The sequence below is a fragment of the Methylobacterium sp. J-070 genome (assembly GCF_022829385.1).
In the GTDB taxonomy this organism is placed as follows: domain Bacteria; phylum Pseudomonadota; class Alphaproteobacteria; order Rhizobiales; family Beijerinckiaceae; genus Methylobacterium.
Genome location: NZ_JAKSXX010000101.1, coordinates 1 through 23,684, shown reverse-complemented (window position 1 = coordinate 23,684; position 23,684 = coordinate 1). Strand labels below are relative to the sequence as shown.

Annotated in this window: 19 protein-coding genes, 1 tRNA gene and 1 pseudogene; 8 read left to right on the top strand and 13 right to left on the bottom strand. The window is 66.4% G+C overall.

What is annotated here, in order from left to right; genetic code table 11:
* Nucleotides 1–3 precede the first annotated feature (3 nt).
* The 3 genes from cmk (at nucleotide 4) to MKL01_RS07380 (ending at nucleotide 1,757) form a co-directional block, all read left to right on the top strand.
* Nucleotides 4–642, top strand: coding sequence for a (d)CMP kinase (gene cmk, locus MKL01_RS07390; RefSeq protein ID WP_243904565.1), 639 nt, complete (start codon nucleotides 4–6; stop codon nucleotides 640–642).
* A 93-nt stretch (nucleotides 643–735) separates the two neighbouring features.
* A tRNA-Lys gene (locus MKL01_RS07385) sits at nucleotides 736–811 on the top strand.
* Nucleotides 812–1,187: 376 nt separating this feature from the next.
* Nucleotides 1,188–1,757: a hypothetical protein gene (locus MKL01_RS07380; RefSeq protein WP_243904564.1), complete on the top strand. Its 570-nt coding sequence runs from the start codon at nucleotides 1,188–1,190 to the stop codon at nucleotides 1,755–1,757.
* Nucleotides 1,758–2,080: 323 nt separating this feature from the next.
* On the opposite strand, the gene MKL01_RS07375 is transcribed toward MKL01_RS07380, so the two are convergent.
* The 7 genes from MKL01_RS07375 to MKL01_RS07345 form a co-directional block, all read right to left on the bottom strand.
* Nucleotides 2,081–3,019, bottom strand: a complete 939-nt coding sequence (locus tag MKL01_RS07375) for an amidohydrolase family protein (RefSeq protein WP_243904563.1) — start codon at nucleotides 3,017–3,019, stop codon at nucleotides 2,081–2,083.
* A 13-nt stretch (nucleotides 3,020–3,032) separates the two neighbouring features.
* A complete protein-coding gene (locus MKL01_RS07370; protein ID WP_243904562.1) occupies nucleotides 3,033–3,953 on the bottom strand; it encodes an SMP-30/gluconolactonase/LRE family protein in 921 nt (306 codons plus the stop codon).
* Between the two features lie 34 nt (nucleotides 3,954–3,987).
* Nucleotides 3,988–5,322: an MFS transporter gene (locus MKL01_RS07365; RefSeq protein ID WP_279604463.1), complete on the bottom strand. Its 1,335-nt coding sequence runs from the start codon at nucleotides 5,320–5,322 to the stop codon at nucleotides 3,988–3,990.
* A gap of 67 nt (nucleotides 5,323–5,389) precedes the next feature.
* On the bottom strand, nucleotides 5,390–6,064 hold the full coding sequence (locus tag MKL01_RS07360; RefSeq protein WP_243904560.1) for an RraA family protein: 675 nt from the start codon (nucleotides 6,062–6,064) through the stop codon (nucleotides 5,390–5,392).
* A 31-nt stretch (nucleotides 6,065–6,095) separates the two neighbouring features.
* A complete protein-coding gene (locus MKL01_RS07355; RefSeq protein WP_243904559.1) occupies nucleotides 6,096–7,010 on the bottom strand; it encodes a DUF1932 domain-containing protein in 915 nt (304 codons plus the stop codon).
* Nucleotides 7,011–7,041: 31 nt separating this feature from the next.
* A complete protein-coding gene (locus tag MKL01_RS07350) occupies nucleotides 7,042–10,242 on the bottom strand; it encodes an FAD-binding and (Fe-S)-binding domain-containing protein (RefSeq protein ID WP_243904558.1) in 3,201 nt (1,066 codons plus the stop codon).
* A 4-nt stretch (nucleotides 10,243–10,246) separates the two neighbouring features.
* Complete coding sequence (locus MKL01_RS07345; protein ID WP_243904557.1) at nucleotides 10,247–11,581, bottom strand: MFS transporter; 1,335 nt, start codon at nucleotides 11,579–11,581, stop codon at nucleotides 10,247–10,249.
* A 172-nt stretch (nucleotides 11,582–11,753) separates the two neighbouring features.
* On the opposite strand from MKL01_RS07345, the gene MKL01_RS07340 reads away from it, so the two are divergent.
* The gene (locus MKL01_RS07340; RefSeq protein WP_243904556.1) at nucleotides 11,754–12,458 is read left to right on the top strand and encodes an IclR family transcriptional regulator; all 705 of its coding nucleotides are present in this window, start codon (nucleotides 11,754–11,756) and stop codon (nucleotides 12,456–12,458) included.
* Between the two features lie 456 nt (nucleotides 12,459–12,914).
* Here the strand turns inward: MKL01_RS07340 and MKL01_RS07335 are convergent, their stop codons facing one another.
* The 4 genes from MKL01_RS07335 to MKL01_RS07320 form a co-directional block, all read right to left on the bottom strand.
* A complete protein-coding gene (locus MKL01_RS07335; protein WP_243904555.1) occupies nucleotides 12,915–13,514 on the bottom strand; it encodes a hypothetical protein in 600 nt (199 codons plus the stop codon).
* 18 nt (nucleotides 13,515–13,532) lie between these two features.
* Nucleotides 13,533–14,708 (bottom strand): zinc-dependent alcohol dehydrogenase, encoded by a 1,176-nt coding sequence (locus tag MKL01_RS07330; protein WP_243904554.1) that lies wholly within the window; start codon nucleotides 14,706–14,708, stop codon nucleotides 13,533–13,535.
* A 371-nt stretch (nucleotides 14,709–15,079) separates the two neighbouring features.
* Nucleotides 15,080–15,274 carry a hypothetical protein gene (locus MKL01_RS07325; RefSeq protein ID WP_243904553.1) on the bottom strand — a complete coding sequence of 65 codons (195 nt, stop codon included), beginning with the start codon at nucleotides 15,272–15,274 and terminating at the stop codon, nucleotides 15,080–15,082.
* Between the two features lie 381 nt (nucleotides 15,275–15,655).
* On the bottom strand, nucleotides 15,656–15,808 hold the full coding sequence (locus MKL01_RS07320) for a peptidoglycan-binding domain-containing protein (protein WP_243904552.1): 153 nt from the start codon (nucleotides 15,806–15,808) through the stop codon (nucleotides 15,656–15,658).
* 724 nt (nucleotides 15,809–16,532) lie between these two features.
* Between MKL01_RS07320 and MKL01_RS07315 the strand changes: the two genes are divergently transcribed.
* Both MKL01_RS07315 and MKL01_RS07310 read left to right on the top strand, forming a co-directional pair.
* Nucleotides 16,533–17,630, top strand: a complete 1,098-nt coding sequence (locus tag MKL01_RS07315) for a two pore domain potassium channel family protein (RefSeq protein WP_243904551.1) — start codon at nucleotides 16,533–16,535, stop codon at nucleotides 17,628–17,630.
* Nucleotides 17,631–17,697: 67 nt separating this feature from the next.
* Nucleotides 17,698–18,180 (top strand): Crp/Fnr family transcriptional regulator, encoded by a 483-nt coding sequence (locus MKL01_RS07310; protein ID WP_243904550.1) that lies wholly within the window; start codon nucleotides 17,698–17,700, stop codon nucleotides 18,178–18,180.
* A gap of 143 nt (nucleotides 18,181–18,323) precedes the next feature.
* Here the strand turns inward: MKL01_RS07310 and MKL01_RS07305 are convergent, their stop codons facing one another.
* A complete protein-coding gene (locus MKL01_RS07305; RefSeq protein ID WP_243904549.1) occupies nucleotides 18,324–19,433 on the bottom strand; it encodes an AI-2E family transporter in 1,110 nt (369 codons plus the stop codon).
* 566 nt (nucleotides 19,434–19,999) lie between these two features.
* Between MKL01_RS07305 and MKL01_RS07300 the strand changes: the two genes are divergently transcribed.
* Together MKL01_RS07300 and MKL01_RS07295 are read left to right on the top strand one after the other, a co-directional pair.
* Nucleotides 20,000–21,226 carry a sensor histidine kinase gene (locus tag MKL01_RS07300; protein ID WP_243904548.1) on the top strand — a complete coding sequence of 409 codons (1,227 nt, stop codon included), beginning with the start codon at nucleotides 20,000–20,002 and terminating at the stop codon, nucleotides 21,224–21,226.
* Between the two features lie 618 nt (nucleotides 21,227–21,844).
* Nucleotides 21,845–23,068 carry an adenylate/guanylate cyclase domain-containing protein gene (locus tag MKL01_RS07295; RefSeq protein WP_243904547.1) on the top strand — a complete coding sequence of 408 codons (1,224 nt, stop codon included), beginning with the start codon at nucleotides 21,845–21,847 and terminating at the stop codon, nucleotides 23,066–23,068.
* Between the two features lie 271 nt (nucleotides 23,069–23,339).
* Here MKL01_RS07295 and MKL01_RS07290 read toward each other — a convergent pair.
* Nucleotides 23,340–23,684, bottom strand: a pseudogene (locus MKL01_RS07290) (ATP-binding cassette domain-containing protein); the annotation flags it as partial.

The following is a 23,684-nucleotide window of genomic DNA, read 5'->3' as shown; positions in this document are numbered from 1 at the left end:
CGCATGCCGCTCGTCATCGCGATCGACGGACCCGCCGCCTCCGGCAAGGGCACGCTCGCCAAGCGCCTGGCCGACCATTACGGGCTGCCGCACCTCGATACGGGGCTCCTCTACCGGGCCGTGGCGCTGGCGCTGATCGATGCCGGCCTCCCCCTCGAGGATCAAGCGGCCGCGGGCCAGGCGGCCCGCGACCTCGACGCGGGGAAGCTCGACGATCCGCGCCTGCGTGAGCGGGCGATGGGCGAGGCGGCCTCGCGCATCTCGGCGGTGCCGGCGGTCCGCGCGGGCCTGCTCGCGTGGCAGCGCCGCTTCGCCACCGATCCGCAGGGCGCCGTGCTCGACGGGCGCGACATCGGCACCGTGGTCTGTCCCGAGGCCGGGGTGAAGCTGTACATCACCGCCTCCTCGGAGGAGCGGGCCCGTCGACGCCACCGGGAACTGGCCGGCCGCGGCGAGGCCGCTTCCTTCGCGGCGATCCTCGCCGACATCGAGGCGCGCGACGCCCGCGACGCCTCCCGCGCCGCCGCACCCCTGCGCATGGCGGACGACGCGGTGCGGCTCGACACGACGGATCTCGACGCCGATGCCGCCTTCGACGAGGCGCGGGCGATCGTGGAGCGCGCCCGGGGCGACGCCGCCTGAGCGTGGCTCGGGACCCCGTGTTGACCCTCCGGTCCCGCTCACCTATTGCGGACCCGCTGTCCCCGACAGGCCGCTGCCGGCGGCCCGGGACGCGAGCGCGTAGCTCAGCTGGTAGAGCAACGGACTTTTAATCTGTAGGTCCTGGGTTCGAGTCCCAGCGCGCTCACCAACATCTACAAGCACTCAGTTGAGAGGACCCGCCTTAGCCGGCGGCGCTAGCTACCCTATAGCTACCGCTGCGAGTTGAGGCCGTGTCGGAGCCGATGGGCAAACGGGTCTCTCCGCTGCCTCAGCGCGAAGCCAATTCAAACCGACGAAGTGCCGCGCTTACCCGAAGCGTGGCCGTTTAATCGGGATGAATTGAGGTAATGCTCAACGACACAGTTCCAGCGTTTCGTTTCAACCGACTCAGCCCCCACGCACCGTTTCAGCCGCCGCGCCGCCGAGCTTCGCCAAAGGCGCCCGACGGGCCGACAGCTGCCAAGGCTGGAAGTGGGTCTGCCGAGTCAGGTAGTGTCAGCGCTGAGGCTGGCGGCCGGGACGCTGTGGCGGCCGAAGCCGAACGCTTATTGCATCAGGTCAACGGTGTCGGATCGCAGCCGCTCGACGGTGCAGGTTGGCTGCAGCGAGCCGGCTTGAACATCCGCAAGGCATCGGACGCTCAGGACCTCGAAGTCATAGCCTTGGCCCATGCGACCTACGTCCAAGTCAGCGCCAGCCCCCTTCGTGGCGCGATCATGGCCGAGCTTGAAACCCTGAGTGGGTGTAAGCGCTCGCGCACCACCCACGACCTCCACCTGATCGCCGAGCGGTTCGTCTCGTATGGCGGGGCGACCGCGGCCGAGCAGCTGGCGGCTCGCAAGCTGATCAGCCGAGACGTACGGGCGATTCAGCACCTCGAAACGGCAAAGGTGCTTCCGAGCCGGGTTCAGGCCCTTGCCGCGACGCCGGGCGAAGGGCTGCATGCCTGGGCACGTCAGCGCGCCGTGGCGGAGCGGGTGTGCTTATCCCCGCCGAGTGCCATAGCGGCCGCACGTCGGGCAAGGGCTGAGGCGCGCCAGCGTGCGCTGACCCGCGAAGTGACGATTACAACGCGCCGGCCGGACGGCTCCTGAAAGGCACGACGACGCTATGCCATCACCTGCGTACTGGGGGCCGAGATCGCGAGGCTGCGACGGCGCTTGAAGGGTCTTCAGATGATGGCCAAGCGCGAAGCTTCCCCTCGCTGACCGAGGTATTGGTTGAGCGGCATATGCTCAACCCCGGTGCTGGAATGCGCCAGGAGCGGAGATCGGCGTGACGCCTGTTAGCGGACGTATGAGAATGCTACACTCCGCCTAGACGCTCCTATGCCAGGGCGCCGCCCCGCCCCAAAATGTTCCGCCCTGTTCGGGGCAAGGGATCCATCACCGGGGATCCTCCGCTTGGGCGGGCGCACTCAGAAGCCGTAGAGCTTGGCCGGGTTGGCCACGAGGATCCGGTTCCGCACGGCCTCATCGGGGGCCCAGTTTGCCAGGAGGTCGAGGAGCACGGCATCGTCCGGCTTCGCGTCGGCCGGGGAGGTCGGATGCGGCCAGTCGCTGCCCCAGACGAGGCGCTCGGGGGCGAGTTGCACGTAGGCGCGGGCGAGGCGGCTCCGGTCCGCGTAGCTCGGCGGCCCGACCTTCGAGAGAATGTAGGCGCCGGTGAGCTTCACCCAGGCACCGTGCGTCTCGATCAGGTCGGCGATCACCTTGAAGCCCGGATGGTCGGGGCCGGCGGGTTCGGGCAGATGGCCCATATGGTCGAACACGACCGGGACCGGCATGCCCTTCAGGGTATCGGCCAGGTCCACGATCCTGTCGCCGTCAGAGACCAGCTGGATATGCCAGCCGAGATCGGCGATCTTCCGTGCGACCGTCACCATGTCGGTGATCGGCGCCCCGCCCGGCAGGCGCGTCCCAAACCGCACGCCCCGGATGCCGGCCCCGTCGAGGCGCTTCAGCTCCTCGGGCGTGACCGAGGCGTCGAGCATCGCGATGCCCCGGGCGGTGGGCCCGAACGCGTTGAGGGACTGGACGAGGAGGCTGTTGTCGACCCCGTAGGTCGAGGGCTGCACCACGACGTGCCGGGTGATGCCGAGCCGGCGCATCAGGAGCTTGTAATCCGCGACGCTCGCATCCGGCGGCCGCAGGGTCGCGCCGGGGGCGGCGGGGAAGCGCGCGTCGTAGATATGGTGGTGGCAATCGGTGGCGTCCGGCGGCACGGCAAAGGTCGGCCGATCCGTGCCCGAGGACCAGGGCACGGTCTGCGCCGCGGCGGGCCGCAGCCCGGCGGCGATGGTGCCGCCGGCCAAGAGGGCCGCGAGATGCGCGCGGCGGGTGATCGGGGTGGTCATCCGTCCGGTCCGTTCAGTGATGCGAGAAGAGCGTCTGGCCGGCGACCGGCATCCGCGCCGTCAGGATGCTGCCGGTCTGGGATTCGGTGATGAACAGGGTCGTTCCGTCCGGGCCGCCATAGGCGACGTTGGTGGTCGAGATCCCGGCGGGCGATTTCACCCGCAGCAGCGGCTCGGCGACCGGCGACAGGCGCCAGATCGATCCGAACCCGGTATGGGCGACGATCAGGCAGCCCTCGGCATCCAGCGCGATGCCGTCCGGTCCGCCGAGGCCGCCGTGCAGTTGCGCGAACACGCCGACCTTGGCGACGAGGCCGCTGGCGTTCAGGGGAATGCGCCAGATCTGCTGGGCGCGGGTCACGGCCACGAACAGGCTGCCCATGGCATCGTCGATGACGATGCCGTTCGGGCTCGGCACCGTATCGACCAGGCAGGTCAGCTCGCCGGAGGGGCGCAGGCGGTAGACCCGGCCGGTCGGGTCCTGCAGGCCGGTCTGGCCCTGGTCGGTGAAGTAGAGGTCGCCGTTCTTGGCGAAGGTCAGGTCGTTGACCCCGCGAAAGCCCTCCGAGCCCGCATTCTCCAGGAACGGCGTCACCGCCCCGGTGTCGGGATCGAGGAGCATCAGGCCGCGCTTGTAACAGGTGATGAAGATCCGGCCGTCCCGGTGGATCTTCATGCCGTTGGGCCAGCCATCGTATTCGGCGACGAGTTCCGAATCGCCTGCTTGGTCAATGCGGAAGATCCGGCCGAAGGGAATGTCCGTCACGTAGAGCCGCCCGGCCCGGTCGAAGACAGGGCCTTCGAGGAAGGAGTCGATCGCGTGACCGCCCCGGTTGGCGTTCGCCCAGGCGGTCGGCCGGGCGTTGCGGAAGTGGTCGGGCAGGCGCGTGAAGATCTCGGCCGTCACGGCCGGCGGGGGAGCGAAGAACGACATCGCAAGTCCTCGGTGATCGATCGTGGACGGTGGCTCAGGCAGGAAGCGCCGCCCCTTGCGCCTCGCGGGCATGAGCGCGGCTGATCAGGATCACGCTGATCGCGGCGGCGGCATCGAGCGCCGCCACGGGGAGCATGCCGAGGGGGAAGCTGCCGGTCGCGTCCTTCACGAGGCCGACCACGTTCACCATCAGGCCGCCGCCGATCAGGTTGGAAATCGCGTTGATTCCGGCGAGCCCGGCCGCCAGCGTCCCCGGGGAGAGCCACCCGGCCGAGAGCGCCCAGAACGGCCCCTTGAACGCGTAGGCGCCGACGAGGGCGAAGGTCACGGCCAGGACGGCGGTGGCGATGCTGCTGGTCAGGTTCAGGTACGACAGGCCAAAGGCGGCGATCAGCAGCGGGATTGCCGTGTGCCACCGCCGTTCACTGTGCCGGTCCGAATGGCGGCCCCAGAGCACCATCAGCACCGTGGCGATGCCGTAGGGGATCGCGTTGACGAAGCCGGTCTGCAGGTTGGTCAGCCCGAAGGACTTGATCATCTGCGGCTGCCACACCGACAGGACGCTGCCGGTCGCCGAGGCGCCGGAGCAGACCAGCGCCATGGTCAGGAAGTACTTGTTGCGGGCGAGCTGCCAGAGGGAGATGTGGCCGACTTGCTTCTTGCGCGTTGCTTCATCGTCGAGGCGCCCGACGAGCCAACTGCGCTCGGCATCCCCGAGCCAGCGTGCATCGCTGGGCCGATCCGTGAGCACGAACAGGCAGGCAATGCCGAGGAGGATTGTGGGGATGCCCTCCAGCACGAACAACCACTGCCAGCCCTTGAGGCCGAGGGTGCCGTCGAGTTCGAGCAGCGTCACCGAGAGCGGCGAGCCGAGGAAGGTCGCGAGTGGGATCGAGACCGTGAAGGTCGCCATGATCCGCGCCCGATACGTACTCGGCAGCCAGTAGGTCAGGTAGAGGATCGCGCCAGGGAAGAATCCGGCTTCCGCCGCGCCGAGAATGAAGCGCATCGCGTAGAGGGAATAAGGCCCGACCACGAAGGCCATGCACGCCGTGACCAGCCCCCAGGTGATCATGATCCGGGCGATCCAGCGTCGGGCGCCGAACTTCTGCAGCGCCAGATTGCTCGGCACTTCGACCAGGAAGTACGAGACGAAGAACAGGCTCGCCCCGAAGCCGAACATGGCCGGGGTGAGCCCGAGATCCTTGTTCATCTGCAGGGCGGCGAAGCCGACGTTCACCCGGTCGAGCAGGGCGCAGAAATAGCAGACCATCAGGAACGGAACGAGCCGCAGGATCACCCGGCGCATCGTCGCCTTCTCGAGCGCGTGCGTGTCTTGTTCGGAAATGCTCACGTTCCATCCTCCCATCGATATGAGATGCGGCCCGTCCGACGTTCGTCGTGCGTGAGCCTTTGACGATCCCGCGGCTCGGAGGTCAGATCCCCTCGCAGCCCGCCTCCGCGAGGGCGCGCTCGACCCAGGAGCGATCGACGGTGCCAGCCCTGATCGCCGCCATGGTCTTCGCCTCGCCCTGCTGCTTCTTGTCGGCGGCGGCGAAGACTTCCTCGGTGTGGTCGAAGGGCACGCAGACGAAGCCGTCGTCGTCGCCGACGATCAGGTCTCCCGGCTCGATGACCATGCCGTCGATGGCGATGGTGGCGTTCATCTCGCCCGGCCCATGCTTGTAGGGGCCGCGGTGGGTGACGCCGGCGGCGAAGACCGGGAACGAACCCGAACGGATCCAACCGCAGTCCCGCACAGCCCCGTTCACGATGACGCCTGCGACGCCTACGTGCTGCGCCTGCGAGAGCATGAGTTCGCCGATGATGGCGTTGGTCAGATCGCCGCCCGCATCGATGACGAGGACGTCGCCGGGCTTCGCGCGGTTGAGAGCGGCATGCACCATCAGGTTGTCGCCGGGCCGCGTCCGGACGGTGAGGGCGACCCCGCACAGTACGCCGCCGGCGTGGAGGGGCCGCAGTCGCGGGCCGCCGTGGCTCATGCGGTTCATGGAATCGCTGATGTTGGCGACCGCGATGCTCTTGAATTTCTCGACGGTGGCGGGGGCGACGGTGCGGAGGCGCGGATGGATCTTGAACCCGATGGGCATGGCTGTTCGTCCTTGATCAGGCGATGGGGGATCAGTTCCGGTCGACGGGCTTCAAGCCGGCCTTGAGCATCATGGCGTCGAGGGCCTCCTGGTAGGTCGCCGGCACGACGCCCTTGAAGTGGTCCTTGAGGCCGAGGCTCTCCTTCCAGCGCAGGCGCTGGGCGACGGCACGGGCCATGATCGGCTCGACCCCGGCGTCGGCGACCGCCTCGGCCGACATCTCCAGCTCCTCGGCGCGGCGCTTGGCGTGGATCACCCCCGACGGCGTCAGGCTCTGCACCGTGTCCATCCACGGACGGGCGAGGGTCTTCGACGCGGAGGCGAGGACGACCTCGTCGATCCCGTATTGCCGGCCGGCGAGCAGCATCTCGTCGGTGAGCGCCTCGATGCCCTTGATCAGCACAGAGCGGATGATCTTGATGCCCGATGCCGTGCCGAGCACCGGCCCCATGAACGCGATCTGCATGCCCCAGGGGTTCAGCATCTCGCATACCCGCTCGCCAGCAGGACCGCTCGACAGCATGCGCATCGCGTAGCCGTGTAGCGGCGTCCCTTCGATGGAGCAGTCACCGAGAAGTGCGCCGCAGGCCTCCAGCCTTGCGGCCACGCCCTGCTTGATCTTCGGCGTGGCGGAGGCGAAGTCGAGGAAGGTGTGGCGGTTCGTGAGCACGGGGGCGAAGGCGTCCGCGCTCTCCAGCGAGGCCACGCCCGGCGTCACGCTGACGATCAGGTCGGCCGCTTCGGCCAGCTCCCCGTTCGATCGCACGAGCGTGACACCGGCGTCCCGCGCCCGCTCCTGGATGAGGTCGGCGTAGGGACCGTCGAAGGCGTACTTGTCGTAGCAGGCGATGCTCTCCAGGCCGGCGCCGCGCAGGCCCGCCCCGAGAGTGCTGCCGATCTCGCCGTAGCCGACGAGGCCAAGCCTGAACTGTTCGCGATCTGCCATGGGGTTCTCCTTGGGGTGTTCCCGGTGAGGGTCAGGTCAGCGATGCGGACCGACGGGGTGCGGCGGCGGTGGCGCGCGCGTGGTCGAGAAGGACGGAGACGGGATGGGGCAGGTGGACTCCGTCCACGAGCTTGGCTTGTGATCGGCACGAGTAGCCGTCGGCCATCAGCCGGCCCGTGCGGCCCCACTCGGCCACGTGGTTCGCCCAGCTGAGTCGGTAGATGCGCTCGGACATCGCCCGGTGCTCGGCCTCGTGGCCGTAGGTGCCCGCCATGCCGCAGCAGCCGGACGGGAGGACCGTGAGGTCAAGGCCGTGGGCGTCGAAGATCGAAGCCCAAGCCGCCACCGCCGGCTGCGCCGTGGTGCGCTCGGTGCAGTGGGGCAGCAGCCAGAACGTCTCGCGCCCGCCCGCCCGCGGCACACCATCCAGCCGACCGGCGAGCCACTCCTGCACGAGCTGGACGCGCGGCACGTCTCGGCCCGGCAGCGCCTCGGCGTACTCCGACCGGTAGGTCAGGGTCATGGACGGGTCGAGGCCGATCAGGTCGACGCCGGTCGCGGCGAGGCGGTCGAGTTCGGTGGCGTTCCCGGCGGCGAGGCGCTCGAACCGGCCGAGGAAGCCGTGGACGTGCAGCGGCTTGCCGTTCGGCCGGTAGGGCGCGAGCCAGGGCCGGACACCGGCCGCGATCAGGAGATCGAGCAGGTCGAGCAGGACCGGCGTCTCGTAGTAGCTCGTGAAGGCGTCCTGCACCACGACGACGCTGGTCAGACGCTCGGGGGCAGACAAACCGGACAGCGCCTCCACGGTCGCGAGCCTGACGCCTCGCCGGGCGATCTCCCGCTCGAGGTTCAGGCGCGAGAGCTTGGGGGTTTTGACGAGACCGATCGCATCGGCGGCCTTGAGCGACGTGGCCAGATTGACGAGGACAGGCGCCTTGGCGAGCCAGGGCACCAGAGCTTCCAAAGAAGCGAGCGCGTGGTGGCGGAGCGGCCGCAGGTAGCGCCCGTAATACAGTTCCAGGAACTTGGCGCGAAAGGCCGGAACGTTCACCTTGATCGGGCACTGCCCGACGCAGGACTTGCAGGCGAGGCAGCCGTCCATCGCCTCCTTGACGAGGTGCGAGAAGTCGTCCTGGCCCCGGTGTCGGGCCAGCGTGTTGCGCACCCGGTTCGGCAGGATGCGCCAACCGGACGCCCCACGCTGACGCCGCGCCTGCGCGACCGGGTCGACGCTCACCGCGGTGAGGCGGCGCAACCACTCGCGCATGAGTTGGGCGCGACCCTTGGGCGAGTGACGGCGCTCGCGCGTGCCTTTCCAGGACGGGCACATGGCGTCGTCCGGGTCCCAATTGAAACAGGCGCCGTTGCCGTTGCAGTGGAGCGCGTTGTCGTAGCTCTGCCGTGTGTCGAGCGGGATGGCACGGTCTTGCGCGCCCTTGAGCGGTACCTCGTCGATGCGCAGCAGCCCGCCCGCGTCGGGCGCCGCGATCTTGCCGGGGTTGAGCTGGTGATGCGGGTCGAACGCCGCCTTGATCGCCTGGAGTTGAGGGTAGAGCGGGCCGAAGACGGTCGGGACGAACTCGGAGCGCACGCCCTTGCCGTGCTCGCCCCACAGCACGCCGCCGTATTTCCGGGTCAGGGCCACCACCTCCTCGGTCACGGAGCGGATGAGGGGCACCTGCTCGGGGTCCGTCAGGTCGATGGCCGGGCGCACGTGGAGCACGCCCGCGTCCACGTGGCCGAACATCCCGTAGGCGAGGCCGCGGCGGTCGAGGGCCGCCCGGAACTCGGCGATGTAGTCCGCGAGGTTCTCCGGCGGGACGGCGGTGTCCTCCACGAATGCGATCGGCCGGCGCCCGCCCTGCATCGCGCCGAGCAGGCCGACCGCCTTCTTGCGCATGCCCCAGATCCTCTCGACCGGATCCGACGCGCCGGGCCGCGGCCCCACGCCCGAGGCCGCGCCTTCGGCCTGATCGCCATCTTCCGCCGCCCGGGCGCCGCCATCGGCCGCGAGGGCATAAGCTCGCTCGTCCGGTGTCGGGCGCCCGGGCGCGGCCCGACCGTCGGAGTTGCGCGCGACCGTGAAGCCGCGCCGCCCGAACCGACGACCTTCCCGGCTTAGCCTGTCCGCCACGCGGGCGAGTTGAGCCTCTAGTTGATCTGCTTCGTCGGCCAGGAGCTCGACGAGGTTGACCCCGGCCGCCGGACCCTCGGGATCATCCGGGAAGTACGCGGCGACCTCGTGCCAGACGATGTCGGTACGGGCGAGGTCGAGCACCTTCGAGTCGACGGTCTCGATCGACGCCGCCTGGATCTCCACCAGGGCGTGGGCGTCTCGCAGGGCGGCGTCGAAGCTGTCGTAGCGGATGTTGACGAGCGCCGCGTGGCGCGGGATCGGCAAGACGTTCAGCTCGGCCTCCGCGACGAAGCCGAGCGTGCCTTCCGCCCCGCATAGGACCGAGTTCAGGTTGAAGCGACCGTCGGCTTCGCGGATGTGGGCCAGGTCGTAGCCGGTGAGCGAGCGGTTGAGTTTGGGGAAGCGCTCCGCGATGAGCGCACGGTTTTCCCGCTCGACGCTGTCGACCAGCCTGTGCACGGCCCCGACGCGGTCGGGACGGGCCGACACGGACGCCAGTTCCTCGTTGCCGAGGGGCCGCGATATCCAAACCGTGCCATCGAGCAGGACGGTCGTGAGCGCGAGCACGTGTTGGCGGGTCTTGCCGTAGAGACAGGAGCCCTGGCCGCACGCGTCCGTGTTGATCATTCCGCCGATGGTGGCGCGGTTGGAGGTCGAGAGCTCCGGCGCGAAGAACAGGCCGTGAGGCTTCAGGGCCGCGTTGAGCTGGTCCTTCACCACACCCGCCTCGACCCGTGCCGTGCGGCGCTCCGGGTCGATCTCCAGGATGCGGTTCATGTGCCGCGACAGGTCGACCACGAGGCCGTCCGTGAGCGACTGGCCGTTGGTCCCGGTGCCGCCGCCTCGGGGGGCGATCTTGACCGCGCGGAAGCGAGCCTCGTTGAGCAGCCGCGCGATGCGCACGAGGTCGTCTGTGCCCCGTGGGAAAGCGATGGCCTGTGGAATGAGCTGATAGATGGAGTTGTCGGTGGCGAGCACCGTCCGATCGGCGTCTCCGAGGGTCAGGTCCCCCGAGAAGCCCCGCGCCCGCAACTCGGCGCAGAAGTCCTGGTAGATCGTGGACGCGGCGGATTGGGATGGGAGGCGCGGGATCATGGGTTCACGCCAAGAGGGCGGCCGGGACGGCGTCCCGCCGCACGAGCCGGCCGAAGACGACCATCAGGGTCGCGCCGAACAGCAGGGTGCAGCCGATGGCCAGCAGCGGTGCCGTGAACCCGCCGGAGAGGTCACGGACGGACCCGATCATGTACGGGCCGGCAAAGCCGCCCAGGTTGCCGATCGATACGATCATCGCGATCCCGCCCGCGGCCGCGCGGCCGGTGAGGAAGCCCGAGGGCACGGCCCAGAAGGTCGCGACGCAGGCGTTGATCGATGCCACCGCCACGCAGAGCGCGGCGATCGTCAGGACCGGAGTCGGTGTGAAGGCGCTGGACACGAGGGCGGCCGAGCCGACGAACAGCGCGATCGCGGGGTAGATCGTCCGGTCGCTGCCGCGATCCGACATCCGGCCCCACGCGACCATCGCCACCGCGCCGCAGAGGTAGGGGATCGCCGTCACGAAGCCGAGCAGCGTTGTCGAGACGCCGAGCTGCTTGATGATCTGCGGCAGCCAGAGCCCGATGCCGAGCGAGCCGATGATGGTGCAGAAGTTCACGACGGCGAGGGTCAGGACGCGCCAGTTGCGCAGGGCCTGACCGAGCGTAAGGCTGTGCTTCTTCTCGATGGCGGCCTTCTCAGCGGCCAGCTGGCCGATCAGGAAGTCGCGCTCCGGAGCGGACAGCCAGTCTGCTTTCTCAGGCCTGTCGGTCAGCACGAACCAGCAGGCGACGCCGAGCAGCATCGCGGGCACGGCCTCAAGGATGAGCAGCCACTGCCAGCCCTTCAGACCATAGCCCTCGAACTGAACCAACGCTCCTGAGATCGGCGAGCCGAAGATGTTGGCGACAGGGATGCCGAGCAGGAACAGGGCAGTGGCGCGCGCCCGCACCGCCGAGGGGAACCACAGGCTCAGGTAGAGGAAGACGCCCGGCACGAAGCCCGCCTCCCCGAGACCGAGCAGGAAGCGTGCGATGCCGAACTGGATCGGTCCGGTCATGAACGCCGTCGCGGCGGAGACCATCCCCCAGGTGATCATGATCCGCGCGATCCAGCGCCGGGCGCCGACCCGAATCATGATCAGGTTACTGGGGATCTCGGCGGCGAAGTAGCCGAAGAAGAACAGTCCAGCGCCGATCCCGAAGGCGGTCGCGCTGAGCCCGATGTCGTTGTTCATCGTGAGTGCGGCGAAGCCGACGTTCACCCGGTCCAGATAGCTGACGACGTAGCAGAGGAAGAGAAACGGCAGGATCCGCCTCATCATCTTCCGGTAGAGGCTTCGCTCATCGACCCCGAAGGTCTGAGCACGGGCCGGCTCGGCCGGTTGCCCTGGCGCCATGACGTCGACTCCCGAATCACCATTTTGAAACGGTGTTTCGTTTTTATCGCTGTTGCGGACCGCGCTGTCAACGGCGGCGTTGGCAACCCGGCGTCATGGCTTGGTGGCCGGAAGGCCGATGGTTATGGATCGCGATCCCCGATCATCGCGGAGCCGGAGTAAGCACGAAGCCATGGCGAAGGAGGCTCGCACACGACCGAAGCTCGAAGGGGTGGCCTCGGCCGATAGAGTCCTGACGGTGCTGACGGCATTCCGACGCGGCGACGACGCCCTCGAACTCGCGGAGCTCACCCGCCGCACGTCACTCGTGAAGAGCACAATCATGCGACTGTGCATCTCGCTGGAGAAGTTCGACTTGATCGAGCGACTGGATGACGGGCGCTACCGCCTCGGCGTCGAGGCGGCCCGGATCGGCTCGGTCTACCAGCAGTCCTTCGCCTTGGAGGAGCGGATCGTCCCTGTGCTGGAGCGGCTCGCCGCCGAGTCGCTGGAGACGGCCTCGTTCTACATACGTCGCGGCAACCAGCGGATTTGCCTATTCCGGGCAGACTCGCCGTCGCCGCTACGGATGAACGTCCGCCCAGGCGATATGCGGCCGATGGACGAATCCGCTATCGCACAGGTCCTACGAACCTTCGGCGACCGGAGGGCTTCGGACAGGGCTACGATCGAGATCCCGCTCTACACATCGGGCATCACCGATCCCCATGTTGCGTCGATCGCGATGCCGGTCTTCGGCACCGAGCGGAGGCTGATCGGAGCTCTCGCCCTCTCAGGTCCCTCATCGCGCCTCACTGCAGACCGAGCGAAAGACCTGGAAACGCGGCTGCGGGAAGCTGGCGAGAGACTATCGTCGGAGCTTGGCGCCCAACTGTGATCGGTCGCGCCATAGCATCGAGCTGACGCCGCGAAGGCGCTCGGCACAAGGCGCACGTCGGCTTCGGCGTGATGCCGACCAGCAAGCGGAAGAGTTGCTTTCGGCCAGAGCCGGTCGCGCGCCTGGCGTCCCTGAATGGCTGGGTTGGGTGGATTGCTGCCAGCCCGCTTCAGAGCGGCAATACCGTCGAAGCAGACATCGAGGCGTTTCCAGTTACACCCTCGCATCTTTGCCAAGCTGAGCCGCCATCGGAGAGCGTGGCTGACCCAACTCCGAGTTCCGCTCCGGCTGCCCGGATAGCGAAGGTCGGCGGGTACTGAGCCGTCGACGTCCTCCCCGAATGCAGCACAACGGTTGTCTGGTCGACCAAAGCCGGCTTGGGCGGCTCGGATGTCCGCATCCGCGATGCGGTCGGGCGCCCAGGCTGTGCGAGTCGCTGACTCAAAGACGTGTGCCTCAAGCGGTGGATGTCCGCTTCGACACCGATGCGAGCGGCGGGGCATGCCGCAGGTCGGGCGGCGTCTTGAAGTCTCGGGCCGCGCCGCGAGATGCCTGAACGCCGCGCGGAAAGCCGCTGCGATCCCGATAGGAGCGCTTCCGGCCCACCGCGCGGCTGTGCCGGGCCGTGCTGGCCTGCGCGTCGAGCAGGTCGACCGCGGTGATCCCGACCAGCACGGCCAGGGCGACGGCGACGTTGCCGCGCTTCGGGTTGTCGGACCGCAGCGCCGTCAGCACGGTCGCGATGTCGAGGCCGTCGCCGGCGACCCGGCTCCAGAGACCGAGATTCTTGTCGACCGATAGCGAGAGGATGCCGCTGCCGATCTCCCGGGCGCCGTAGACACGCACCAGCGCCTCCTTGCCCTCCATGCCGAGCGGCCGGGTGATGCGCTGAGGCGCCAGGAGTTGCGTGAGGCCGAGGCCGAGGCTGAACCAACCGAGCCCCTTGGCGAGGCTGTCCGGCACGCCGCGCGAACTCGGCCCGGAACGCAGGACCTTCGGATCGCCCTGGGACCGCGTGATGTTCGAAAGGCTCGCGATGCTTGAGATGTTCGTCATGGTCTTCCTCGCGAAGGGTCAGGGCTTGAGTACGACCTTGATGCAGCTGTCCTGCTTGTCCCGGAACGTCCGGTACATCTCGGGTCCTTTGTCGAGCGGGACCTCGTGGGTGATGACGAAGGAGGGATCGATCTGCTCCTCCTCGATCCGGCGCAGGAGATCTCCGGTCCAGCGCTGGACGTGGGTCTGTCCCATGCGGATCGTCAGGCCTTTGTTCATGGCCGCGCCCATCGGGATCTTGTCGACGAACCCCCCGTAGACGCCCGGGATCGAGAGGAGGCCGCCCGGTCGGCACACGTAGATCATCTCCCGCAGCACGTGCGGCCGGTCGCTCTCGGCGAGGAGGATCTGCTTGGCCCGGTCGTAGACCGTATCGGGCATGGCGGCCGTGACGTGGCTCTCCATGCCGATGCAGTCGATGCACTTCTCGGGGCCCTCGCCCCCGGTCAGCTCGTTGAGCCGCTCGACAACCTTCTCGGTTTCGAAGTTGATGACGATGGCGCCGGCCGCCTCGGCCATCTCCAGCCGCTCCGGCAGACAGTCGATGGCGATAACCTGCTCGGCGCCGAGAAGGACGGCCGAACGGATCGTCATCTGGCCGACCGGCCCGCAGCCCCAGATCGCCACCGTGTCGGTGGGCTGGATGTCAGCCTGCACCGCCGCCTGCCAACCGGTCGGGAAGATGTCCGAGAGGAAGAGCAGCTTTTCGTCGGGGATGCCCTCGGGCACCTTCTGGACCGTGGTGTCGGCGAACGGCACGCGCAGGTACTCGGCCTGCCCACCCGGGTAGCCTCCGGTGAGATGCGTGTAGCCGAACAGGCCCGCCGTGGTGTGGCCGAAGACCTTATCGGCGAGGTGCTTCTTGCGGTTGCTCCGCTGACACACGGAAAAGTAGCCGCGCTTGCACTGGTCGCACTCGCCGCAGACGATGGTGAACGGCACCACCACACGGTCGCCCTTCTTCACCTTCCCGTTTAGACTGCGCCCGGTCTCGACGACCTCGCCCATGGTCTCATGGCCCATGACGTCGCCCGGCAGCATGGCGGGAATGAAGTTGTGGAACAGGTGAAGGTCGGAGCCGCAGATCGCGCAGCTCGTGACTTTGATGATCGCGTCACGCCCGTCCTCGATCTCCGGATCGCTGACAATGTCGCAGCAGATGTCTTCCTTCCCATGCCAAACCAAGGCTCGCATTGCCGTCTTCTCCCATCGGCTCAAGTGCGGGGCCAAGTCCGGGCGGCCGGCGCTTACGGACTTGGGTCGTCGCGGGGATGGTGTCGGGATTGCAAGGGGGCGAACCGGGCCCGGGCGGGCGCCGTTCCTGCGGACAATCCCCTAGGAAACCTCCGGCTTGAGCGGAGCCGCGAACCAGGGGAGGTCTGCCTGCGCAGGCGGCACCGGCTTGCGGCAGGCCGTCGACGGGACCGAGCGGCCCAGATAGGCGTGCGGAGCCCGGCACCGATCCGCCCGGGCGCAGCCGGCATCCAGTTGCACGCTGCCCTCGGGCGGGCGTATTCGCCAAGGGAGGCCGCGCACGAATCCCAGCGCCGCGTCGGCCGGGCCCCTCAGGCATCCAGCGGCGGATCGCATTTCCGGACGAAGGCCCGCATGGCGTGAATCGAGCGCAGGGTGCCGGGATCCGTACCGCGCTCCAGCGCCTCCTGCTCCAAGGCCTGGATCTGCTCCGACAGGAGCCGGCGCCCATGGGGCGCCGAATTCGGCAACCGCTCCTGCACCCGAGCGACCAGCTTGCGCATCATCGGTTCGTAAACAGGCTTGGACGGCCCCTGGATGCGGCCACCCTTCGCGGGGTTGTCGGCCGGTCAGAGACGGTCACACGGAGCCTGGCGCAGGCGATGCTACAAGGCGACGCGCTTGCGCGCCCGCCAGAACGCCCGCCCCGGCATGATCGCCGGGCGGGCTGCCGAAGCGGCAGGACGCGAACCTGCCGCGCGAGGCTCCCGTTGGCACGTGCCCGACGCCGCGTTGGTGTCGCCGCTGCCTTGGCCGGCGGCCGCATCGGACTTCGCGGAGCCGCGATCCGCAGGATCCGAATAAGCGAAGGACCCGTTCGTCTGCGGGTTCGGATTGCCCGGCGTATTCGCGGCCGCCGTCATGCCGCCCATGAACGCGCCCCGTTTTCAGCGCGACATGCCGACCGTTGCGAGCAGCAGCGTGGTCGGCGTGCTGGTGGGCTCGAGACCCGCCGCCTGCTGGAAGCGGCGCGCTGCCGTCGCGGTCTGCGGGTTCCAACGCCCGTCGACGGCGCCCTTGCTGTAGCCCTCTTGGGTCAAGGCCTGCCGGGTTTGCAGCCCGCCCGCCGAGCCGATCTAGATCTGTGTGCCCTGCCCATCCGCCTGGTCCCGGGTGACGCGCTGATTGCTGTCAGCCCATTGCTGCGCCTGCGCGGAACCGCCGGCCAAGGCCGCGATTCTCGTGCCGAGAAAGACCTGCTTCGATGCCCTGAAGACCTCCGGGTATGGAGTTTGGGACGAACCGGGGCCGCCCGGGCCTGCTTCCTCCGGACGAATCTGCAAGAGTTCTCCCGGGTCGGTGAGTTTCTGAAGCCGAGAAAAACTTATCTGAAAACCGGATCAAGTGCGCACCGACCCTACGGAAATGCCCGGATCGTTCCGGGAAAGGCCGATCGTTACTGTTGCACTTCGAGCGCGCCCTGGTCGGCCGCCGGTCCGGAGCGGTGCCATGACCGACTTCATGTCGGATGAAGACTGCGCAGCCTGTGCGCGCGAAGCCGCCGCGGCCATCGAGGTGGTCCTCGACCAGCGGTGCCCGGAACTGAAGCGCGCCTTCTGGAGCGCCGTGGAGAAGCGTTACCGGCCGGGCGCGGAACCCGGGGGCCGCCTCCGGCAGCACCGAAGCCGAGCCGGGAGATGCAGCCGCCTACCTGATCCCGATCGGGATTGTCCTAAGGATTGATCGCAGGAAACGAGGGCGGCAGCAGCCGGTTCGAACCGAGGGTGGCGCCTGTGGCGCACGGGGCCTTGCGACCGGCTGATCATGGTGTCCGTCCTCGAACGCGCGTCGGGCGTCCTCGTGATGGGCATCGTCCTCCTCGACGTCTTCCTCACCGTCCTCTATGCCCGCATCGGCACCGGCCTGCTCGCCGAGCGCGCCGCGCATCTCACCTGGATGGTCTTTCGCCGCGCGGCCGAGGCGGCCGGGACGCATCGGGGCGCGGTGCTGTCCTTCTGCGGACCGGTCATCCTCCTGCTCTACGTCGTGCTCTGGGCTCTCGGCCTGACGCTCGGCGCCGGGCTCATCATTCATCCCGGGCTCGGGACCGGCGTTCAGGCGAGCAATGGCCCGACCCCCACGGACCTCCTCGCCGCGCTGTATGCCGGCGGCGGCAGCATGGCGATCGTCGGAGCCAGCGACTTCAGGCCCGCGACCGACGCCTACCGGCTCGTCTACCTGGTGAATTCGCTGATCGGGATGTCGGTGACCTCGCTGGTGCTGACCTACGTCATGCAGGTCTACGGCGCCCTGCGGCAGCGCAACGCGCTCGGCCTTCAGCTCCATGTCCTCTCGGCGGAAACCGCCGACGCGGGCGCGCTGCTGGCTCGGCTCGGACCAAGCGGGCAGTTCAGCGGCGGCTACAGCCACCTCGTCTCGCTCGCCGACGCGATGACCGAGATGAAGGAGACCCACCACTTCTACCCGGTGCTGTTCTACTTCCGCTTCCAGAAACCCTACTATTCGGTCTCGGCGCAGGCCTACCTCGCCCTCGACACCGTGTCGCTGATCCGCAGCACGCTCGCGGACGAAGCCGCGGCATGGTTGAAGGATGCCGCGGCAGTCGAGGCGCTCTGGCGGGTGGCCCAGATGTTGGTCGTCACCCTCGAAACGACGTTCCTGCCGGGTGATCATCCGGTCGCGAAAGCCGTCGATCCGCGCAAGTGGCAGCGCTGGCGCGCCCATTGGGAGCGGGCCGCGTCCCGGCTCGCCGAGGCCGGCATCGCGGTCGCCCGCGACGATGCGGCGGCGCAGGCCTACATCGACCTGCGCGCCCAGTGGTGGCCACACATTGCCCGGCTCGCACCCGCGATGGCCTATCGGAGCGCGGAGATCGAAGCGGGCGGATCCGAGGAGTCCTGAGGAACGGGCCGGATGCACGCGCCGTGTCGGAACGGGTGAATAGACTTCCCATCTCGGAGCGAGCCCGATGGAGACAGTCGTCGCGATCACCATGACGAACACCGCCGGACCCGGACGCGTTCGTTCGCCGCGGCGGACGGCTCCGGAAGGCGTCGATGCCGTCTCTGCACGGATCCGCAAGCTCGACAGCTATGCCCCGCTCACGGAGCTGGAACGGGCGCCCCTCGTAAGCTTGGCCCGCAATGTCCGGACGGTCGAGCGGCACGCAATCCTCGTGGAGCAGGACGACGTGGCCGACCACGCTCTCATCGTCTTGTCCCGGTTCGCCGGGCGGTACAAGCGTCGCGCATCGGGCCGGCGCCAGATCCTGGCCTATCTCATTCCCGGGGATTTCTGTGACCGCGGCGCCCTCCAGGGGTACTCGCTCGACCACACGATCGAGACCCAGACCCGCTGCCGGATCGCCAGGGTCCCGCGCGCCGCCTACATGGCGCTGTTCGGCCAGCATCCCGGTATCGCGCTCGCGCTGCAGCGGGCGAAGCTCTTCTGAGAAGCGGGGTCGAAGCGGTGTCGCGCAGGTCGTGCCGTAGGATCATTACTTGCCGTCGCGGCAGTCGCCGCCTCAAGGACCAAGCCCAAGCGATTCAACTTTTGGGCGTGTCGCTGTTCGCTGACTTCGTTTCCCTGAAGCGATCAGTACCGGCCTGCTCTATCGACGACGGACACCCCAGGCTCTGCCCAATCCTGCCAGATCGAGTAGAGCGCCGCCATCACGACCGGCCCGACGAAAAGGCCGACAAGCCCGAAGCTCTCGAGACCGCCGAGGATGCCGATCATGGTCCATACGAGCGGCATTCGCGCGGACCCACCGATGAGGGCTGGTTGAACGAAGTTGTCGCCGGCCAGCATGACGGCGGCGCCCCAGCCGAAGACGCTGGCCGCCTCGAACCATGCTTCACGCTGGACCACCAGCAACAGCGCCGCGGCCGTGAACGCAATCCAGGCTCCGAAGGGCAACATCGCGAACGCGACGGTCAGGAGAGTGAAAAGCCCAGCCTGCGGCAGACCCGCGACCCAGTAGCCAAGACCAATCAGCAATCCCTCTCCGATGGCGACCAACACCGTTCCATTCACGACGCCTCGGATCGCAAAGGCCAATCGCTCGAACAGCCGCTCGCCCGGATTCCCAAACCACTCTTCGGAAACGCAGAGCACGCGCGTTCCGGCCTTCTCCCCGTCCCGGAGGAGCGCGAAAAGAGTTAGAAAGGTCACAAAAGCCAAGAGTGCGCGATAGGCGATCTCTCCTCCGAAGCCGCGCATCCAAGCCGCCCACGATTCGAAGTTCATTTCCGCGAAGAGCGCCTGTAAGCCTGCTGGTTCGCTGACGTGAGACCGCCACCAGCGATCCAGGTGCGCGCCGAGAATGGGAAGGCGCCCCATCCATTCCGGCATCTCAATGCCTCTCTGCTGGACGCGATCGATCCATCCGAGAACGGCCTGTCCTTCCCGGCCGAGCTCAGCGGCGGCCAGCAACAGAGGCGTCATCAGCACGGCCGCACTAAATAGGGTGACCAGAGCGGGAGCGAGCCAACCGCGGGACGTCCCGGCGCGTTGCGCCCGGCTATAGAGGGGCCAGATCGCCACGGCGATGATGACGGCCCAGACAACCGCGGCCAAATATGAGCGTGCCGTCCAGAGCGCGATCAGGAGCACGGCTGCCGCGAGGCCTGCCCTGCGCCTGCGGCGCGTAGGGTCTCCCGTCAGGGGAGATTCGGTCGGATGCATCGGTGCCAGGACGTCCAAGGGTTCTGTCCTCCGCCTTTTGCTACATCGGGGAGGACGGAACGGCGCCTATCCGGTTTCACCCTAGGGATTCACCCAGCTGCCTGACCGGTGGTGAGGGCGCTAAATGGTGGCCGTTCACGTTGGGGCGTGAATATGCTTGTTCGATCGCACAATCATATAGACCAAGCTCATCGCCTTAGCGTCGCGAATCGTTATTCCGGACTATTACGATCATCACGTGCGCGAACGCGTCCGATTTTCGATAGCAGATCGATCGTCCCGCGTGACCTGAAAGCGCCGAGCTCCGAACGATGATTACTCACGGTCACGTTCGGAGACCAAGAGCTGTGTTGCCTGACGGCGCACGGTTACGCTACCGCATGTTGCCTGATTGAGGGTATCGATTTGCCGGCCCGCACCAACAGCGTCGCCATCGAGGTCCTCAGGCAGACCTTCGAAAACGCGCCTGGCCTGGTGGCGGTGTTGACCGGGGTGGAACACAGGATCGAGTACCTCAACGCCGCCGCCGCCGCCTCTTCTCGGGCCGCAGCATCGTCGGGCTGCCCCTCGCCGCAGTTCCAGGTTTGGTCGGGCGAAACTTCGGCGGGATTCTCGATGAGGTCAACCGCACCGGCCGTCCGTTCCGCGAGGATGCCGTTCCCATACTTCTCGGCGACGAAGGCGCCCCCGCGATGCGGTATTTCGACGTCTTGTTTCAGCCCATCTTCACCCCGGGCGGTGAAGTCAGCGGCATCCTCAACCAATCCAACGAGGTCACCACGCGGGTCCTAGCGGAGGCGGCTCTGCGCCAGAGCGAGGCCCGGTTCGGCAACATCTTCAACCAAACGACCGTCGGGATCGCGCAGACCGATATGGATGGCTTTTTCGTCCTGGCGAACGAGAGATACTGCGAGATACTGGGCCGGACGCGCGAGGACCTTGGGCGCTTGCGGGTGCAGGATGTCACGCACCCGGACGACGTCCCACGAAACGTCCAGATGTTCCGCGCTCTCGCCGAGGGCGGTCCGCCTTTCGTCATCGAGAAGCGCTACGTTCGGCCGGACCGGACCACCCGCTGGGTCCGCAACAACGTATCCCTAGTCCACGACTCGCAGGGGCACCCTGAATTCATTACGGCCATCAGCGTCGACATAACAGCCGAAATGGGAGCGCAGCTGGAGCTGGCGCGGCAGGCGGAACGGCAAAGCCTGCTGGTGCACGAACTCAACCACCGGGTCAAAAACACGCTCACAACGGTCCAGGCACTCGCCGCGCGGATCGTGCGGGACCGATCTGACCCCGAGGGAGGCTATCAGACTTTCGTCGGGAGGTTGATGGCGCTCGCGCATGCACACGATGTCCTCACGCACGAACAGTGGATCGAAGCCGACCTTCTGGATGTGGTCGCCGGAGCTGTCTCACCCTTTCAGGGTGAGCAGGCGCGCATCGCCGCGAGGGGGCCGTCACTGATCGTTTCCCCGGGACAGGTCCTTGCCTTGTCCATGGCGCTGCACGAGCTCGGCACCAACGCAACGAAGTATGGCGCGCTGAGCTCTGCCGACGGGCGCGTATCAGTCACGTGGGCAACGGACGACGACCTGGTGATGACCTGGGAGGAGGCCGGAGGTCCGCCGGTGCCACGCCCCACTCGCCGAGGCTTCGGCTCACGCCTCCTGGAACGGGCGCTGACGAACGAGCTCGGCGGCAGCGTGAACCTTGCTTTCGAGCCAAGTGGGGTAAAATGCGTCATCCGCACACCGCTCAGGCGGCTGTTCTCGCTCGATCCGCGTGAGGCCACATGCCCGATCTGAAATCAGGCTCACGCGTGCCTTCCAGCGTACGCACGCGGTGGTGCTTGGGCTGTGGTCGAACCGTCGCGGAGAATAAGGCGTAGCCGAAGCTTTCGCCCTATCAACGCTCTGCTCTTTTAGCTGAGCTGATGCGCCGCCTCGAGCAGAATCGCCTTTCACCCCACAAGCAGATGTCGGATGTGTAGCTGCACAAGGACCGTTACCGCTGACTTTAGGCGCGGCTCTTAAAGTGTCAGCTTTCATTGCCGGCCTCGACGATCTTACATGAAGGGGTCAGCCGGTCGAGCCGCGCCATAGGAACGACGCAGTCGATGCCGAGGCGATCTACGAGACAACTTGTGGCCCTCTGGAATTATCCGCTTCCGACATCGAAGAGAATTGTCCTTTGGTCTCGCGATAGATTTGAGCCTTTTCCTTAGGAAAGCCCCTTAGTTGTCATCCGGATAGCGCAAGGTCGGACTGCACGCCACTTGCTCAGGCACTTCACTTGAGGTCGGGAAACGCCATGAAAGAAGTTTCCTATGCCCAACTGACCGATGTTGCGGAAAAAGACTTGTCCCATGCCCGTATCGTGAGGTCGACCGAACATAGCGTGTGCGCCTTCCAGCGGGGCATCACATGCGAACCCGCCTAATCGCCCAGATCGGCGCTGATCAGCGCGACTGCGACGACGTTGCGTTGCAGAAGACGATACTCGTCAGCATTGTGTTATCATCGGCCTTCGTAGCCGCGATATGGGGCAGCATTTATATTGCTGCCGGTGCACAGACCGCTGGCGCCATCCCCACAGCGTACAGCGCATTGTCGCTGTCTAACACGGCCCTGTTCGGGGCGTTTCGCTGCTACGGATTTTATCGATCTACCCAGCTTGCTCTAATATTGCTATTGCCATGGCTTATGACTATAGTACTTGGTAGTTTCAACAATTCTAGCGCAGTAATAGTTTGGTCGACGCTTTGCCCATTAGGAGCTCTTGTTGTCCACGATCATCGAGCCGCCATCGGTTGGTTGTTGGTCTTCCTTCTCCTGCTTGCTGCCAGCGCGCTCCTACAATCCCCTGGCGCCCCCTCTGCGCTGTCACCATTGATTATAATTCTTTTCTTTTCAATGAATATTGGTGGCGTTCTCATCATCGTATTTTGTATGCTTTATTATTTCATTGATCGAAAGAATAATTTCCAATTGAGATCTGAAATGCTATTACTAAATATCCTTCCCATCGAGATATCGAACATACTAAAGGGTGAACCTCGGACAATTGCCAATCAATACGACGAAGCAAGCATATTATTCGCTGACGTCGTTCGTTTTACTACTTTAGCTCAATCGATGTCGCCGATCGAGCTTGTAGAACTACTCGATGAAGTATTCATGTGTTTTGATTTTTTGGTTGATAAATATCATTTGGAAAAGATCAAAACTATTGGCGATTGTTATATGGTTGTTTCCGGCGTGCCGCGCCAACGTGCCGACCATGCTCACGCTTTGGCGCGCTTTGCGCTTGATATGCAAGCGTGCGTGGCTGCGCGTGAGTTCCACGGTAGGCGACTAACATTCCGCATCGGCATGAATTCAGGCCCAGTGGTCGCCGGTGTCATCGGTCGGAAAAAATTCATCTATGACCTTTGGGGCGATGCTGTAAACATGGCGAGCCGCATGGAGTCTCAGGGCCAGAGCGAAACTATTCAGATCACGCACGCAACTTATAATATAATCAAAGATGATTTTGTTTGCGAAGCGCGCGGGTCTATAAAAGTAAAGGGGTCCGGGGAGATGCAGATATGGCATGTATTGAGCGAAAAGACTAAAGTTATGGGACTCGACGGAACAATAATACTATAAGGTTCACGCACGCTGTTGTCGGTGTGGCGACACCTTACGCGACCTGGGACGAAGAGCAAGTGTCCGGCGGCCGACGTTTGCTGAGCCTGATTTGCCAAGCACAAGCGGACGGACCATTCCAGACACGGTGGTAGACATTTGACACGGGACCTTCCTAGAGTCGATCTCGGATCGTGAGTAGACCGTAAACTGTGCGACGGGGTTGGGTCGATAGCGGGCGGTCCGCTTTTCCGGCCGGCCTCTCCCGGAGCCGTCATTCCGCTTACGGCCAGACCACGTCGGGCCGCATCGCCAGCGAACAGGCGATGGCCACGCGCTGCTGCTGGCCGCCGGACAGCTCGCCGGGATAGGCGTTCTCCTTGCCGGCCAGCCGGACCTTGGCGAGCAGCGCCCGCACCCGGGCCTCGACCGCGCGCCTCTCCTGCCCGAGTACGTGGATGGGGGCCATCATCACGTTCTGCAGCGCGGTCTTGTGCGGGAACAGGTTGTACTGCTGGAACCCCATGCCCACCTTGCGCCGCAGCGCCAGCTTGTCGAGCCGGGGATCGGTCACCTCGATCCCCTCGACCTCGATCGAGCCCGCGCTGACCGGCACCAGGGCGTTGATGCAGCGGAT

Coding starts and splice junctions, on each gene's coding strand:
- MKL01_RS07375 (WP_243904563.1), bottom strand. CDS start 3,019: ATGACCACCCCGATCACCCGCCGCGCGCATCTCGCGGCCCTCTTGGCC.
- MKL01_RS07330 (WP_243904554.1), bottom strand. CDS start 14,708: ATGCGAGCCTTGGTTTGGCATGGGAAGGAAGACATCTGCTGCGACATT.
- MKL01_RS07355 (WP_243904559.1), bottom strand. CDS start 7,010: ATGGCAGATCGCGAACAGTTCAGGCTTGGCCTCGTCGGCTACGGCGAG.
- MKL01_RS07340 (WP_243904556.1), top strand. CDS start 11,754: ATGGCGAAGGAGGCTCGCACACGACCGAAGCTCGAAGGGGTGGCCTCG.
- MKL01_RS07295 (WP_243904547.1), top strand. CDS start 21,845: ATGCGAACCCGCCTAATCGCCCAGATCGGCGCTGATCAGCGCGACTGC.
- MKL01_RS07365 (WP_279604463.1), bottom strand. CDS start 5,322: ATGGGAGGATGGAACGTGAGCATTTCCGAACAAGACACGCACGCGCTC.
- MKL01_RS07315 (WP_243904551.1), top strand. CDS start 16,533: ATGGTGTCCGTCCTCGAACGCGCGTCGGGCGTCCTCGTGATGGGCATC.
- MKL01_RS07370 (WP_243904562.1), bottom strand. CDS start 3,953: ATGTCGTTCTTCGCTCCCCCGCCGGCCGTGACGGCCGAGATCTTCACG.
- MKL01_RS07360 (WP_243904560.1), bottom strand. CDS start 6,064: ATGCCCATCGGGTTCAAGATCCATCCGCGCCTCCGCACCGTCGCCCCC.
- MKL01_RS07325 (WP_243904553.1), bottom strand. CDS start 15,274: ATGATGCGCAAGCTGGTCGCTCGGGTGCAGGAGCGGTTGCCGAATTCG.
- MKL01_RS07350 (WP_243904558.1), bottom strand. CDS start 10,242: ATGATCCCGCGCCTCCCATCCCAATCCGCCGCGTCCACGATCTACCAG.
- cmk (WP_243904565.1), top strand. CDS start 4: ATGCCGCTCGTCATCGCGATCGACGGACCCGCCGCCTCCGGCAAGGGC.
- MKL01_RS07335 (WP_243904555.1), bottom strand. CDS start 13,514: ATGACGAACATCTCAAGCATCGCGAGCCTTTCGAACATCACGCGGTCC.
- MKL01_RS07310 (WP_243904550.1), top strand. CDS start 17,698: ATGGAGACAGTCGTCGCGATCACCATGACGAACACCGCCGGACCCGGA.
- MKL01_RS07345 (WP_243904557.1), bottom strand. CDS start 11,581: ATGGCGCCAGGGCAACCGGCCGAGCCGGCCCGTGCTCAGACCTTCGGG.